At 46.3% G+C, this 15109-nt stretch carries 12 protein-coding genes and 2 pseudogenes; 6 read left to right on the forward strand and 8 right to left on the reverse strand.

Features of this window, described 5'->3' with window-relative positions; all coding sequences use genetic code 11:
• Positions 1 to 15: 15 nt before the first annotated feature.
• From JGUZn3_RS02225 to JGUZn3_RS02240, 4 genes are read left to right on the forward strand one after another with little or no spacing between them, the layout of a single operon-like run.
• The gene (locus JGUZn3_RS02225; RefSeq protein WP_203414132.1) at positions 16 to 1143 is read left to right on the forward strand and encodes an ABC transporter permease; all 1128 of its coding nucleotides are present in this window, start codon (positions 16 to 18) and stop codon (positions 1141 to 1143) included.
• A complete protein-coding gene (locus JGUZn3_RS02230; RefSeq protein ID WP_203414133.1) occupies positions 1143 to 1955 on the forward strand; it encodes an ABC transporter ATP-binding protein in 813 nt (270 codons plus the stop codon). The genes JGUZn3_RS02225 and JGUZn3_RS02230 overlap by 1 nt, the downstream gene beginning before the upstream one ends.
• A 13-nt stretch (positions 1956 to 1968) precedes the next feature.
• On the forward strand, positions 1969 to 2949 hold the full coding sequence (locus JGUZn3_RS02235) for an MlaD family protein (protein WP_203414134.1): 981 nt from the start codon (positions 1969 to 1971) through the stop codon (positions 2947 to 2949).
• Positions 2946 to 3515 (forward strand): PqiC family protein, encoded by a 570-nt coding sequence (locus JGUZn3_RS02240; RefSeq protein WP_203414135.1) that lies wholly within the window; start codon positions 2946 to 2948, stop codon positions 3513 to 3515. Before JGUZn3_RS02235 ends, JGUZn3_RS02240 begins: the two co-directional genes overlap by 4 nt.
• 100 nt (positions 3516 to 3615) lie before the next feature.
• Here the strand turns inward: JGUZn3_RS02240 and rbfA are convergent, their stop codons facing one another.
• The 8 genes and pseudogenes from rbfA to acnA all read right to left on the reverse strand — a co-directional run bounded on the left by rbfA (position 3616) and on the right by acnA (position 13226).
• Positions 3616 to 4041 carry a 30S ribosome-binding factor RbfA gene (gene rbfA / locus JGUZn3_RS02245; RefSeq protein WP_203414136.1) on the reverse strand — a complete coding sequence of 142 codons (426 nt, stop codon included), beginning with the start codon at positions 4039 to 4041 and terminating at the stop codon, positions 3616 to 3618.
• A gap of 33 nt (positions 4042 to 4074) precedes the next feature.
• Positions 4075 to 6033 (reverse strand): annotated as a pseudogene (infB, locus tag JGUZn3_RS02250) (translation initiation factor IF-2); the annotation flags it as partial.
• A gap of 168 nt (positions 6034 to 6201) precedes the next feature.
• Positions 6202 to 6873, reverse strand: a pseudogene (locus JGUZn3_RS12780) (translation initiation factor IF-2 associated domain-containing protein); the annotation flags it as partial.
• Between the two features lie 51 nt (positions 6874 to 6924).
• A complete protein-coding gene (locus tag JGUZn3_RS02255) occupies positions 6925 to 7539 on the reverse strand; it encodes an RNA-binding protein (protein ID WP_238996865.1) in 615 nt (204 codons plus the stop codon).
• A gap of 51 nt (positions 7540 to 7590) precedes the next feature.
• On the reverse strand, positions 7591 to 9105 hold the full coding sequence (gene nusA / locus JGUZn3_RS02260) for a transcription termination factor NusA (protein WP_203414138.1): 1515 nt from the start codon (positions 9103 to 9105) through the stop codon (positions 7591 to 7593).
• A 51-nt stretch (positions 9106 to 9156) separates the two neighbouring features.
• Positions 9157 to 9702 carry a ribosome maturation factor RimP gene (gene rimP, locus JGUZn3_RS02265; RefSeq protein WP_203414139.1) on the reverse strand — a complete coding sequence of 182 codons (546 nt, stop codon included), beginning with the start codon at positions 9700 to 9702 and terminating at the stop codon, positions 9157 to 9159.
• Between the two features lie 159 nt (positions 9703 to 9861).
• Complete coding sequence (locus JGUZn3_RS02270; protein WP_203414140.1) at positions 9862 to 10281, reverse strand: DoxX family protein; 420 nt, start codon at positions 10279 to 10281, stop codon at positions 9862 to 9864.
• A gap of 248 nt (positions 10282 to 10529) precedes the next feature.
• Positions 10530 to 13226 carry an aconitate hydratase AcnA gene (gene acnA / locus JGUZn3_RS02275; RefSeq protein WP_203414141.1) on the reverse strand — a complete coding sequence of 899 codons (2697 nt, stop codon included), beginning with the start codon at positions 13224 to 13226 and terminating at the stop codon, positions 10530 to 10532.
• A gap of 274 nt (positions 13227 to 13500) precedes the next feature.
• Between acnA and ccmA the strand changes: the two genes are divergently transcribed.
• Together ccmA and ccmB are read left to right on the forward strand one after the other, a co-directional pair.
• Positions 13501 to 14181 (forward strand): heme ABC exporter ATP-binding protein CcmA, encoded by a 681-nt coding sequence (gene ccmA, locus JGUZn3_RS02280; RefSeq protein WP_203414142.1) that lies wholly within the window; start codon positions 13501 to 13503, stop codon positions 14179 to 14181.
• Positions 14178 to 14852: a heme exporter protein CcmB gene (gene ccmB, locus JGUZn3_RS02285; protein WP_203414143.1), complete on the forward strand. Its 675-nt coding sequence runs from the start codon at positions 14178 to 14180 to the stop codon at positions 14850 to 14852. Before ccmA ends, ccmB begins: the two co-directional genes overlap by 4 nt.
• Positions 14853 to 15109 lie beyond the last annotated feature (257 nt).

Here is a 15109-nt window from a genome sequence, read left to right on the forward strand (position 1 = left end):
TTTCGGAATAGAATTATGCCTTCAACCCAGCCAGACTGGTCGTTAGATACCGCTTCAGGAAAGAATACGTTAGTTCTCTCAGGCGTGTGGTTAGCCAAGGCCAACAAAATTCCACCTTTCCCGGAAGATGGCTTCAAGGAAGCCCATCAAGGGGTTCCCGTTAATATTGATATGCACAATATACAAGAATGGGATACTGCTTTAATTGCTTTTTTATGGGAAGTAAAACAGGTGGCGGCAGATGCCCATCTTTCCTTCAACCATAGCAGCATCACAGACTCCGCCCGAAAACTGTTTGAATTGCTTCCTGACCACACCAACACCGTCCATCCAACAGAGCGTAAAAAACTCTCACCACTGGCGTGGCTAGGAGATGTCTCCCTTTTCGCGATAACAGAAATTGGTGCCAATTCCCTAATTTTTTGGCAAAGTCTCATGGGTCTTCACAAGGCCTTTTTACGAAAAGCCAAGCTACGAACAGTAGATATTTGGCAAAATCTTCAGGATTCTGGGCCATCGGCCTTGATTATTGTAGGGGTTGTCAATTTCCTGATCGGGGCCATTCTCGCTTTTGTGGGAACATTGCAGCTCCAGCGTTTTGCCGCCGAAGCCTATACCCCCAACATGATTGGTATTGCCCTGGTTAGAGAAATGACCCCTGTCATGACAGCCATTGTTATGGCTGGACGAACAGGCGGCTCTTATGCAGCCAGAATTTCAACCATGCTCGGTAACGAAGAAATTGATGCCTTAACAGTGATGGGAATTCCGGTTTCAGAATATATTATTCTGCCAGCGATGATCGGGCTTGTGTTTATGCTGCCCATTCTCTACCTTTTTGGCTGTCTTATTGGGTTAATTGGCGGCTATACCATTATTGCCATTATGCTGGGGAATCCGCTTATTGGCTATATCAATGCCATTTTAGGAGCTGTGACTTTCAGCCAATTTGTTTTTGGCTTTACTAAAAGTATTGTATTTGGCGCCTTTATTGGTATTTCCAGCTGCCGTATTGGCCTTATTGCCGGCAGAAGCGCTGCTGATGTAGGAATTGCTGCGACAAAGGCCGTTGTTGTGGGTATTGTTGGTGTAATTGCGCTTGATGCCGTTTTTGCTGTTATCGCTGATATGGTTGGAATATAATGACCGCCGTACCTAATTCTCTCCAGGCTGCCGAGAATTCTTCGCATAAAGACCCAGATATCATATTAAAAGTCCAGAATATGACCTTGGGATTCGGAAGTAAAATAGTACAGCATGATCTGAATTTTTCTATTAAAAAGGGTAGTATATTTGCCATTATGGGACCTAGTGGGTGTGGAAAAAGCACCGTCATGAAATCCATGATCGGCCTTTTACAGCCCAAAGCAGGAGCCTTTTTTGTTGGCGATAAAAATTTCTGGAAAACCCCTTTACAGGAGCGAGATAAAATTAGCCGTCGGTTTGGCGTGCTTTTTCAAAACCCTGCACTTTGGAGTTCTCTTACCGTTGGGGAGAATGTGGCCCTTCCCTTACAAATGTTTACAAAAATCAGCCCTCAAAATATCCGCAAACTTGTGGCCTTAAAACTGGCTCTTGTGGGGTTGGACTATGCGATTGACCTTTACCCTTCAGAACTCAGTGGGGGAATGCGTAAACGGGCAGGCTTAGCGCGTGCCCTTGCCCTGGACCCCGATGTGCTGTTTTTTGATGAGCCTTCAGCGGGTCTGGATCCGATTACCTCCAAACGGCTTGATGACCTTATCCTTAACATTCGCGATGGATTGGGTACCACCATTGTTATGGTTAGCCACGAACTGCCTAGTTTGTTTTCAATTGTCGATGACGGTGTTTTTCTCGATGCGGAAACAAAAACGTCCATTGGCTTGGGTGCACCAGAATATTTAAAAGAGCATAGTACCAATCCAATTATCTCGGCTTTCATGAACCGCGAACGTCTCGAAAATAACGAATAAAGGTAACTGTCTAATGGGATCACCAAATAAAACTACTGTTGGCGCTTTTGTACTGGGTGGGTTTATACTCCTTTTAAGCGTTATCTTCTTTTTTGGAAAATTTAATATTTTTTCATCGCCTTTCCGAGCCGCTGTTGTTTTCCAAGACTCTATCAGCGGCCTGAGTATAGGCGCCCCTGTGACTTTTCGTGGGGTAAAGGTAGGTTCTGTTCAAAGTATCAGCATTAAGTTTGACCGAAAAGCCCATACTGCCTATATTCCCGTTATTGTTCAGCTCGACCCTTCAAAAATTACTGTAACCGGCCGAGACAAGGATACGGAAAACGATTCTCCTATTCGGTTTTCCAGGCTTATTGAACTGGGCTTACGGGCCCAGCTCAATTTGCAAAGTTTTGTAACGGGCCAATCACAAATTAACCTTGATTTTGCAAGAGACGTTGCCCCTGTCTTTCATCCAAATGTTACCTCTCTTCCGGAAATTCCAACGGAACCTTCTACCTTCGAGCAGGTTACAAAACAGATCAGCCAACTCCCTTTACAAGAAATTTCCCATAACCTGGTTAATTCTCTTCATAGTATTAAGTCCCTCGCAGACAAGCTTGACACAACCCTACCAGACCTTTTGGCAAGCTTTAAAGGAACATCCGAGGAAGCTCACAAGGCCCTAAGCAAATCAGAAACCGTGATGGGAGATGTTAGCCAAAAGCTTGACTTAACATTGGTCAACCTCTCTCGTCTGGCAAAAAACAGTGATACCCAAATTAATGCGAGAGGGGCTGAACTTCATACCCTCCTTGTTACTTCAAACCAGACCATCAAGGATTCGCAAGTGGTGATCAAAGCCTTACAGGAAATCTCTTCTCCCCGTTCTACAATACGTATGAATCTCAATGCTGGTATTAATGATCTGGCCGCTACCGCCGCATCCCTTCGTGGGTTTGCCAATGAAATCGAACGTAACCCACAACTCCTTTTAATGGGACGCCGCCAATGATACACGTAAAACCCTTTAAAATTTTTTCCTTTCTGCTTCTTGGCGCTATAAGTGCGTGTGCCTCACCCCCTATTAAACTCTATACCTTGGGTTCGCCTGCTATTGCCACAGGGGCCCTGCCCATCTCCAGTAGCTCTACCGTGGTTGCCGTCAGTCGTGTCGCAGTGCCAAGTTACCTCGATACCGTTGATATTACTGTTCGGCGAGGTGTTCTTCTTGATCATAGCAGCGAAGGCCGACTGGCAAGCCGCTTTTCCATTGGGGCTACTGACCTGATCACTGCAAGGCTGGCCCAACGACATCTCAACCTATATGTAACAAGCCAGCCATTATTGGAGGAATATAACTATACGCTCCAAATTAATATTAACCGTTTTGACATCACTGAGGAGGGGAATGGAACACTCAGTGCGACTTGGGCTCTTATTCCCAAAAACCAGGCCATCCCGGTGACCCGCCAAAGTGGCAATTTCACTGCACACGGGCCAACGGCTACAGATGATGATACCGTAAAAATGGGGCAAAATCTCCTGACACAACTAGCGGACCGTATCACTTTACCATAAAAAACAATACGATTTTCTATCAACAATAAAGCCTCTTCCTTTTAGGAAAGAGGCTTTGTTTGTAAGAATTGAACTCAAGAAAGAAAGACCGTTTACTCCTCTAGCCTTTTACTTGTTTGTTCGTAATATCTCTCATCACTTTAGGATCTTTAAGCAAGGTTTCTACTTCCATTGCATAATCTAGCGAGGTATCAGGCTGAAAATGCAGCTCTGGAACAGTTCTTAACCGTAAAGTGCGCCCCAAAGAGGTGCGCAAAAAAGATGCCACCCGCTTAAGGCCAGGAAGAAGAACCTCCACATCCTTTTGCCCTAATCTAGAGACGAATACGGTTGCATGGTTAAGATCCGGTGAAACTCTGACCTCTGTTACAGTAATAGTCTCATTAACAAGGTCTGGATCCCGAAATTCTGTTTTAATAAACAAGTCAGCCAATATATGACGGATCTCCTCCGCCACTCGCAATTGCCTCTGGGAACGCCCAGAAGCCGTTTGCGAGGCCGACGACTGCCATAAGTCGTGTTTCATCTATTCTCTCTATCTGTCAAAGCTAATATAAATTTAAGCTGGAATAACTTCCATTTCATAGCATTCGACCACGTCGCCTTCCCGAATATCGTTATACCCAGTAAAGGATAAACCACACTCATAGCCACGATTGACTTCCCGAACATCATCCTTAAAGCGCTTAAGCTGGCTAAGTTCACCCTCATGAATGACCACATTATCCCTCAAGAGACGAACCCCACACCCACGCTTTACAACACCCTCGGTAACGAAACACCCGGCAACCTTACCAATTTTGCTAATTTCAAACACCTTGCGTATTTCTGCATAACCAAGGAATTTCTCCCTATGTTTAGGGGCGACCTTTCCTTTGATAAGCTGCTCAATATCATCTGCGACTTGGTAAATCACAGAGTAATAACGTATATCAACCCCTTCTGCATCAGCGAGCTCCCTCGCCTGGCTGGTTGCCCGCACGTTAAAGGCTATGATAATCGAATCTGAAGCCTTGGCCAGCTGCACATCACTTTCTGTAATTTGACCAACAGCGGAATTCACAACCCGCAATTTTACTTCTGCATGTTCCAACTTCAAAACCGTTGCCTGAATGGCCTCTGCAGAACCCTGAACATCAGCCTTAATCAGAACGACGACTTCTTTTTGTTCGCCAGCTTGAATACGCGCAAACATCTGATCCATTGTACCACGAGCAGCTGTTTGCTGAGCCGCTAGCTTTTCTTTTTTCTTGCGTTGGCGGAATTCAGAAATCTCACGAGCGCGGGTTTCATTTTCCACAACCACAAAAGGTTCCCCAGCAGAAGGAACGCCGGTAATCCCAAGCAGCTCAACCGGAACGGAAGGCCCAGCAAGCTTCTGCTGGCGGCCTTTATCATCCAGCATAGCCCTAACACGACCCCATTCTGTACCAGCCACAACAATTTCGCCTTGGTGTAAAGTGCCTTTTTGAACCAGAACCGTCGCAACAGGTCCACGCCCCCTATCCAAACGGCTTTCAATAACGGTTCCTTCTGCAACGCGGTTAGGGTTGGCTTTAAGATCGAGAATTTCAGCCTGAAGAAGAATGGCCTCCTCTAATTCTTTTAAGCCTACACGTTTTTTGGCAGAAATTTCTACGTCCTGTGTATCTCCCCCCATAGCTTCCACCACAATCTCGTAATTCAGAAGCTCTTGACGAACACGATCTGGCTTCGCATCAGGCTTGTCACATTTATTAATCGCAACAATAATAGGGGCATTAGCGGCCTTGGCATGCTTAATGGCCTCTACAGTCTGAGGCATAACCCCATCATCGGCCGCAACCACCAACACCACAATATCTGTTACCGAAGCCCCCCTGATGCGCATGGAGGTAAAAGCTTCGTGACCGGGTGTATCAAGGAAGGTAATCTTTTCCCCATTTTCCATTGTCACCTGGTAAGCCCCAATATGTTGGGTTATTCCACCAGCTTCCCCTGCTACAACATCGGTTGTCCGCAAGGCATCCAAAAGTGAGGTTTTTCCATGGTCAACATGGCCCATAATGGTAATGACAGGAGGGCGTTTCTTGAGCTGATCAGGGGTATCTTCAATCCCCTCAATCCCGATTTCCACGTCACTCTCAGCCACCCGACGAACCCGATGGCCAAATTCTTCTACCACGAGCTCTGCAGTATCGGCATCAATAATTTGTGGCCCTGTCGCCATGACCCCCATCTTCATAAGGGCTTTAATAACCTCACCCTGGCGAGCAGCCATACGGTTAGCCAACTCTTGAACAGTAATTGTCTCAGGTAAAACCACCTCACGAACCACACGAACCTGATCGGAGCGTAACCTTTCCAGCTCAGCCTGGCGACGCTCACGCTCCCTTTGCCTGCGAACCGAGGCCAGAGAACGCGTCTTGTCATCATCTCCATCAATAGCAGCCTGCACATCTATACGACCCAGGCGTTTCCCCTCACCACTCCGGCGTGAGCCATTGGATTTTTTTGCGGGTGCACCACCAGCCTTGCGCAAAGAACCCCGGCCTTCTTCATCAAAGTCCTGGTTCTTTGGAGCCTTCATCCGTAAAGTCTCTGCATGAGCACGTACCTTGGTCGAAGCACTTTCTCCCCCATCATTCTCCATGGGTTGGGATTTGCTCCTAGCTTTGACAGCATTCTTATCGGCCTGGATTACTGAAGGAGTGGCAGGCATGATGGCCCGTTCTGCTAACGGCCTTAACCTTTTTGGCCGAGGAGCTAACGTTATTTCACCCAGCTTTGCGCCTTCATCATTTTCAGAGAACTGGCTCTCTTCACCAGGCTGGGCAGAACTTTCTCCCTCATCAGTAGATAAGTCTTTACTGACGCCCTCAGACATTTTTTCTGAGAGATCTTTCTTTTCAGAAACAGCTTTGGCGGCAATTGACGGAGAAGTTTCTTCTTCAACAGAAGAAGCAGAAGAAAAAACCTCCTCTTTAGAGAGGGCAGACTGCTCTTTTTCTCGTTTTCTTTCTTCTTCCGCAGCGGACAGAATAGAGATCTTCTCCTGCTCCAGGCGCTCTTCTGCACGCTTTTGCGCCTCTTTCTGCTCTTCAAGCACGCGTTGACGTGTCGCAAGCTCTTCAGCTGTCAGGGCTCTGGCCTTTCCATTGTTTTTTGAAAGCGCCGATAACCTTCTTCCCCCCGCTGCTGCAGGGGGAACACTCCGTTTTTTTCTAACCTCTACCTGTACAACCTTCGACCGCCCGTGGCTAAAGCTCTGCCTTACAGAACCAGCATCTACCGTATGGCCCGCTTCCCTTCCCTCGAGAGTTGTTGGGCGTAAAGACAAACGCCCCTTAGCTTTTTCTTGGTCTTTACTTTCACTCATATTCTCTGCCTGTTCTCATCCTGGTGGGAGGCCCTTCTTTTACCAAGAAAACTAGCCAACCAGCCCAATATAGCGTTCCACCTCACCTTGGAGTTGATCTGCCAAGGTACCCTTCAAAATTGCTGCGTGCACAGCATGCTCTCGCCCAAATATTTTTCCTATTTCCACAGCGGGTATGACGGCTACAACCTTAATTTCTGAATGCCCTGAAAGCACCCTGTTACGCTCTGCTGCACTACCATCGCTGGCCTGTATAACCAGGTTTGCCCGCCCTTGAACTACCCACTCCCGAACTTTTGTAAATCCACTGACTGCCTGGCCTGATTTACGGGCCAAACCAATTTTTTCCAGAATTCTTCCCAAAAAGCCTTTTTTTAAAATCTCTTCCAAATTTTCTGGCAGAACAACCCTACGCTTTGCTACCCTATCAAACGCTTTTTGTTTAAGGGCAGTATGCAATATTTCTCGCGTGGGATTCAACCAAAAACCTCTTCCTGGCAACTTTCTGCTAAAATCAGGAACCACTACCCCTTCAGGGGAGATGACGAACCGTAACATCTGCTCTGGTGGCAGAATGTCTTTTGTAACAATACAACGGCGCTCAGACTTTTTCTCTCGTTGCTGCGTTAAAGACATAAGCTTTTCTGCTGTTAGGTCAAGACCCATTCTGGTTCCTGTTTTCTTTTTTACTGATAATATTGATAAATCCCTATTTTTTTATGACGTCCCCTCTTCTGACTCAAACCAGCTGGCACGGGCTGCCATAATAATCTCATTGGCAATTTCTTGGGAAAATGCCTCTTCCCCCACAATTTCCAGCAATTCATCGCTGGCCAAATCACCAAGATCATCAAGGGTTTTAACCCCCTTCCCTCCTAATGTTACAAGCATTTGCGCCGTAAAATGCTCAATAGCGGCCACCTCATCAGTAACACCCAAGGCTTTGCGTTTATCATCGAGCTCTTCTTCCTTTTTAACAAGGAAGGCCTCGGCCCGTTGCACCAGTTCACCCGCCAGGGTTTCATCAAACCCTTCAATTTCTGCGAGCTCTTCTGGAGGAGAAAAGGCTAATTCCTCAATTGTATAGAACCCCTCTGTTACCAGAAGCCCTGCGATAACATCATCGACATCCAAGCTTTCAACAAAGAGTTTTGTCCTTCGCATGAACTCTTCCTGGCGACGCTCAGATTCTTCAACTTCTGTTAAAATATCAATATCCCAGCGAGTAAGCTGGCTTGCCAGACGCACATTCTGCCCCCGCCGCCCAATCGCTAAGCTGAGCTGCTCATCAGGAACAACCACTTCAACCCGGCCAGCCTCTTCGTCCATAACAACCTTACTCACCTCTGCCGGAGCCAGGGCATTCACCACAAAAGTGGCAGGATTCGCATTCCATGGCACGATATCGATTTTCTCCCCTTGAAGTTCCTGCACAACGGCCTGCACACGTGTACCTTTTACCCCAACACATGCCCCGACAGGGTCAATAGAAGAATCTTTGGAGGTCACAGCCATTTTGGCACGAGACCCTGGATCCCGCGCAACAGCCTTAATTTCGATAATTCCGTCGTAAATCTCTGGCACTTCCTGGGCAAAAAGCTTTGCTAAAAAGGCTGGATGAGTGCGGGAGAGAAAAATTTGTGGTCCACGGGACTCATTGCGCACATCATAAATATAAGCCCTTACACGATCGGAGTTGCGAAAACTCTCACGAGGGATAAGCTCATCTCGACGAAGTAATGCTTCTGCACTCCCAATCTCAACCATCAGGTTCCCGTATTCCGTGCGTTTGACAGTTCCGTTCACCACTTCGCCGACCCGATCTTTAAAATCTTCATATTGTTTCTTGCGCTCGTACTCCCTAACGCGTTGAACAATAACCTGTTTTGCTGTTTGAGCAGCGATTCGTCCAAAATCAATTGGGGGCAGAGGGTCTACCAAATATTCCCCAACTTCAATTTCAGGTTGAAATTTGCGAGCAATGGCCACAGGTATCTGCGTATCTTCGTTTTCAGCATGCTCTACCACCTGGGTCCATCGAGAAAGGCGAACCTCGCCTGTTTTGCGGTCTATATTGGCCCGAATATCCTTTTCGTGGCCATATTTTGCCCGCCCCGCTTTTTGAATGGCTTGCTCCATGGCTTCAAGAACTTCTTCTCGGTCAATGGATTTTTCCCTTGCGACTGCTTCAGCAACAAAAAGGAGCTCCGGACGAACAACAGACGTATCCATAATACCTCTCACTTAACAAATGACAGCCTATTTACAACAAGTAAGGCTGATTTAGTTTTTCTTGACCCCAACCATTCGTGACGACGCTTCTATTAAATCATCCGTTAGCACCAAACGTGCCTTACGGAGGTTTGGAAATAAAAAGGAAACAGTCTCTCCATTGTCAAGGCGCAAACTGACCTGCTGATCCTCTACTGAATAAATATAACCCCTAAACCGTTTACGCCCTTCTATTGGCAATTCCAACTCCACCTTGGCAATATGGCCAGCAAAACGCTGCCAATCCTTCAGGCGCACCAAAGGACGGTCTATTCCCGCAGAAGAAACCTCCAGATTCCAAGCTCCTGGAAGGGGGTCTTCGACATCCATAACAGCCCCTACAGCATGGCTAATAGCCTCACAATCCTCTATAGAAATCAGGGACCCATCGGCTTTATCCGCCATAATCTGAATGGTGGGCACTTCTTTCCCCAAGACAGAGACTCGTACCAGTTCGTACCCCATATCTTCCAAAGTGGGAGCAACAAGATTTGCAATATCTCTTTCTAGGCCAGTCTGGCTAATCAAACTCTTACTCACAATAAAAAAGGTGACCATTTGGCCACCCCCCAACAACACGGAAAGTAAATTTTGGTTAGTGTAGTCTATTTCATCCTAATTTACAATATATTTGCAATCTATTCTGGGGTATGACCTATAAAAACTCTTAAAGAATCCAAAAACCCCAGAATAAAGTCGAACAAAAGCTAAGATAGACTAATTATTTTTAAACAAAAGTCTATCAAGAGAAATGGAACAACGAGGATAAATAAAGAACATAAGAAAACCACCTGCAATGGCAACATTCTTCCAGAAATGCTCCATGGCATCGAGATGGGGCATCATTTCTGTCATTGTCCAGTATTGATGGCCTGTCACCGCTGTGACCACAGAGTAAAGCGTAAAGAGCAGCGCTAACCAACGGGTGCAAAGACCAAGAACAAAAACTGTCCCTAAGCCTAGCTCAATAACAATGGCAGCGACAGCTGCAATTGCTGGCATAGGAAGATGAAGGGACTCCATATACCCTGTTGTACCAGCAATACCAAATACGGCAAGCTTTATATAACCAAAATAGACGTATAACCATCCAAGCATTAGCCGCGCCAATGCCTTTAAAACGTCAGAATCTCCCATTAATTCTCTCCCTCAATATATCTTTAAACAGAAACTGAACGGGCTTAAACCCAAAAACAAATGCTCAACTCTCAAAGTCTGAGTATTTTGACGTCTTGAATTTATTTACTTTATAGTCAGTCGTATAGAGCACCTTTCTCTTATTATTTGTTTTATTCATTTTTTTGACATGAAAGACACAGTTTTAGAAAAACTACAAACGCTATTTTTCCATTTCCTCTTCCATAACACTTTTTCGTTCAATAATTTTAGGCCTTCTCCCGCGCCATCTCCCTAAGAATCGCCGATAAAATTCCGCCCTGCCGATAATACCCAACCTCGTCTACAGTATCGACCCGGCTAAGAACCGAAACTGTTTTTTTGCTTCCATCGTCATAGGTTATGGTAACCGACAACTCCTGACGCGGCTTTAACTGTTCTGGTATATCAATATCAAACAGCTCTTTACCGGTGAGCCCCAATGTTTCTGCTGTCATCCCATCTTTAAACGTTAATGGCAAAACCCCCATACCCACCAAATTAGAACGGTGGATACGCTCAAAACTTACGGCAATAACGGCCTTAACCCCCAATAGAGCCACCCCTTTGGCAGCCCAATCGCGAGAAGACCCCATTCCATATTCTCGTCCACCAATCACCACTAGCGGGATTGCCTCTTTTTTATATTCCATCGCCACATCATAAATAGGCGCAACCCTCCCATCGGGATAATGGCAGGTAATTCCTCCTTCACGGTCTGCTACCATACGGTTACGAATACGAATATTGGCAAAGGTCCCCCGCATCATAACCTCATGATTCCCTCGACGAGATCCGTAAGAGTTAAAATCCTTCTCTTGCACATGGTGGTTTTGAAGGTAAATCCCAGCTGGAGAAGACTTTTTTATGGAACCTGCGGGTGAGATATGATCTGTTGTAATATTATCACCCAAAAGAGCAAGAATACGGGCCTGTCGAATAGAATTCTGAGGAGAGGGCTCAAAGGTAATCCCAGTAAAATAAGGAGGATTACGCACATAAGTTGAGTGATCATCCCATGGATAGGTTTCTGACCCCTGAGCCACTTTGAGAGATTGCCACTCACGCGTGCCCTCAAATATACGACTGTAACGATTCACAAATTGCTCACGCGTGATGGCCTTAGCCATTAACTCTTCTATTTCCTGGCGGCGAGGCCATAAATCCTTAAGATAAATGGCTTTTCCTTGGGAATTATAGCCTAGTGGTACACGGGTAATATCATCTGTCATGGTGCCAAGAAGGGCATAAGCTACCACCAAAGGCGGACTTGCCAAATAATTCGCCCTAACATTTGGAGAAATCCGTCCTTCAAAATTACGGTTCCCCGAAAGAACAGAGACACCAACAAGGTTATGGCTTTCTATGGCATTTATCACGGGTTGGGGTAAAGGTCCGGAATTGCCAATACAGGTTGTACACCCATAGCCCACCACTTCAAAACCCAATGCATCGAGGTCATTTTGTACCCCAGCCACCTGCAAATAATCACTCACAACCTGCGAGCCGGGCGCAAAAGAAGTTTTAACCCACGGCTTTGGTTTAAGCCCCAAGGCACGAGCCTTTTTGGCCACCAGACCCGCAGCCAATAACACTGCAGGGTTAGACGTATTCGTGCAAGAGGTAATGGCTGCTATGACAATAGCCCCATGTTTTAAGGCATAATTTGCCCCTTCTACCGGTACTTCTTTGCCTTGCTCAGCCCCGAGGATATGATAGTCTTTCTCCAAGACCTTCTTAAAGGATATAGCAGCCTGACTAAGACCAACCCTATCCTGTGGCCTACGAGGGCCTGCAAGTGATGGTTCAATACTTCCTAGATCAAGCTCGACCACATCAGTAAAAACAGGATCTGGGGTCTCTGTATTTCGAAACATCCCTTGCGCCTGTAAATAGGCTTTTGTTAAGGCGATGCGGTGGGTATAACGACCTGTTTGGTAAAAATAGTCCAGCGTTAGGGCATCAATGGGGAAAAAACCACAGGTTGCCCCATATTCGGGAGCCATATTGGCAATGGTTGCCCTATCCGGCACGGGCAAATGATCAAGGGCTGAGCCAAAAAATTCAACAAATTTTCCAACAACACCTTTTTTTCTTAAAATTTCTGTCACCGTTAGAACAAGGTCTGTTGCCGTAACCCCTTCCTGTAACTGACCTGTCAGCTTAACGCCAATCACATCGGGAATAAGCATGGCGATCGGTTGACCCAACATGGCCGCTTCAGCTTCAATACCCCCAACGCCCCAACCCAAAACCCCCACCCCATTCACCATGGTGGTGTGGCTATCCGTTCCAAATAAGGTATCAGGATAAGCATATGTTTTCTGGGCACTTTCTGCCACCCATACAGCCTGCGTCAGATACTCCAAATTCACCTGATGGCAGATCCCCATACCCGGTGGAACAACCCTAAAATTCTGAAAGGCCTCTTGCCCCCAGCGCAAAAAAGCATAACGTTCTGCGTTACGTTCAAACTCAAGGGCAACATTCTTCTGGAGGGAATCAGAGCTTGCAGAATAATCAACAATCACAGAGTGATCGACGACCAAATCAACAGGCACCAAGGGGTTTACTTTCTGGGGGTCGCCTTTTAAATGTTTTATCCCATCACGCATGGCAGCCAAATCAACCACCGCGGGCACACCTGTAAAATCCTGCATCAGAATACGAGCGGGCCTGAAGGGAACTTCCTGATCACTATGGGCTTGCTTTTGCCAGTCTGCCAAGGCTTGGGCATGCTCAACAGTATAGATTTTTCCATCCTCATACCTTAGGATATTTTCCAACAAGACTTTGAGGCTAATCGGTAACCGATTTATATCGCCTAAATGCCGTTGGGCTTCCTGTAAAGAGAAATAATGGTATGGTTTTCCATCTACTTCCAAAACCTGACAGGTTTCCAGCTTATCCCGACCCACAGATTGCATTAGTATGCTCCCCTTAAGATTTCATTTTTATATTTGGCATGCGCCTAGCAAAAACGCAAAGACCCTATACAAGACCTTGCTTGCCGATTACTCTCCTTATGCCACGACTTTGTTTCTGGCCAAACCTGTTTTTTTGTCTCTATTTTTTTACAAACTTTTCAACCTCATACTGGTGGAAGATCATCTTTTCCTTTTTGTTTTCTTTTGTTTTTCGAGAAAATAGAGTACCTTAAAAAGGGTCTTCTACACCCTTTAACTTAAACACCCTTTATTTATGACTGCTTTTCCTCGCCCAAAAATATTGCATACTGCGACATTAAAAGTTGAACAGGTTACTCTATTCCGCAACAACACTCCCCTTCTCCACAATCTTTCTTTCCAGCTTTCAGCGGGGAGTATCCTCTATATTACGGGCCGAAACGGAATTGGAAAATCTACTCTTTTACGGGCTATCGCAGGGTTTATTTTACCCCAAACGGGTTCTATTAGCATTGATGGAACCGTAAGAGCAGCCAACCCTTTTCTTTACACCAGCCAACTGAGTTATCTCGGCCATCTGGACAGCCTTAAAAAGGCCTTAACCCCTACGGAAAATTTTCTTCCCTTTTGCCCAGATCGCCCCACTATTTTAAATGCCCTAGAACAGCTGAATGTACACAATCTGGCAGATATCCCCATTCATCTTTTATCCTCGGGCCAAAAACGGCGTGTCGCCCTTTGCCGGCTTTTGCTAGTGCCCAAAAGCCTGTGGCTTCTCGATGAACCCAATGTTGGGCTTGATACCAGTACCGCAAGCCTTTTGGGTAAGATGATAGAGCAGCACCAACAGCAAGGGGGTATAACCATTGTAACCAGCCATACCCCCTTGCCTTTTAAAAACACCCAAACCCTGGAACTGGCACCCTACACCCTTCATACTCCTCCCCTTTCGCATTTTTCTGATTTTTTGTCATGACCCTCCCTCAATTCATCTTCTCTCTTTTACAGCGAGATAGACGCCTTACCTGGCAACAAGGGACCGATACATTAGCGGGCATCCTGTTTTTTATTATTGCAATCACTCTCTTTCCGTTGGCTTTAGGGCCCTCCCCAACCCTCCTCCACAGAATCGCTCCTGGAATTTTATGGGTTTGTGCCTTATTGGCCAGTTTATTCCCCCTTGAGAAAATCTTCACCTCAGATTATGAGGATGGCACGCTTGAACAGCTCTTATTGCTAGGTTACTCCCCAGCCCTTATTGCTGCTGTAAAAATGCTCTCACATTGGCTGCTAACAGGAGTACCCCTTCTTATTATAGCTGTACCCTTGGGGATCATGCTCTCCATAGACCTTTCAGCCTTACCCATCCTTTTAACGGGCCTGGGCGTGGGAACCATTTGCCTCTCCCTCTTGGGTGGTACAATTGCCAGCCTTACCTTAGGAGCAAGAAAAAGTAGCCTGCTTTTGCCTTTATTGGTTCTTCCACTGGCAATTCCTGTTCTTATTTTTGGCGCATCGGCCTTAGATGCCGCCCAAAATCACTTGCCTTACACTGCCCAACTGGAATTGCTAGCCGCCTTGCTGGCACTTATGCTCCCTTTATGCCCTTTAGCAGCGGGAGCCGGGTTAGCTGCAGCATTGGAATAACATTCTCTCCTTTTCGCTCTAACGCGCACACCCCACCAGCTAGAAAGCCTGCTAAGTAAACGCGAGGGCTCCTAAAAAAGAACCTTCCCCAACCCTCCTCCAGGGCCCCTCAATCCTTCTTTCTCCTGATCTATTTTGGCTGGTAAAGCCTATTTTTCCCGCCGGACGGAAACATCTAACAAAGACATGCGATCCTTATGGCGTTCCCAATACCCCCGCACGTATCATCTCTAAAATTCATCTCTAAAATAAACAAA

The organism is Entomobacter blattae (genome assembly GCF_014672835.1).
In the GTDB taxonomy this organism is placed as follows: Bacteria; Pseudomonadota; Alphaproteobacteria; order Acetobacterales; family Acetobacteraceae; genus Entomobacter; species Entomobacter blattae.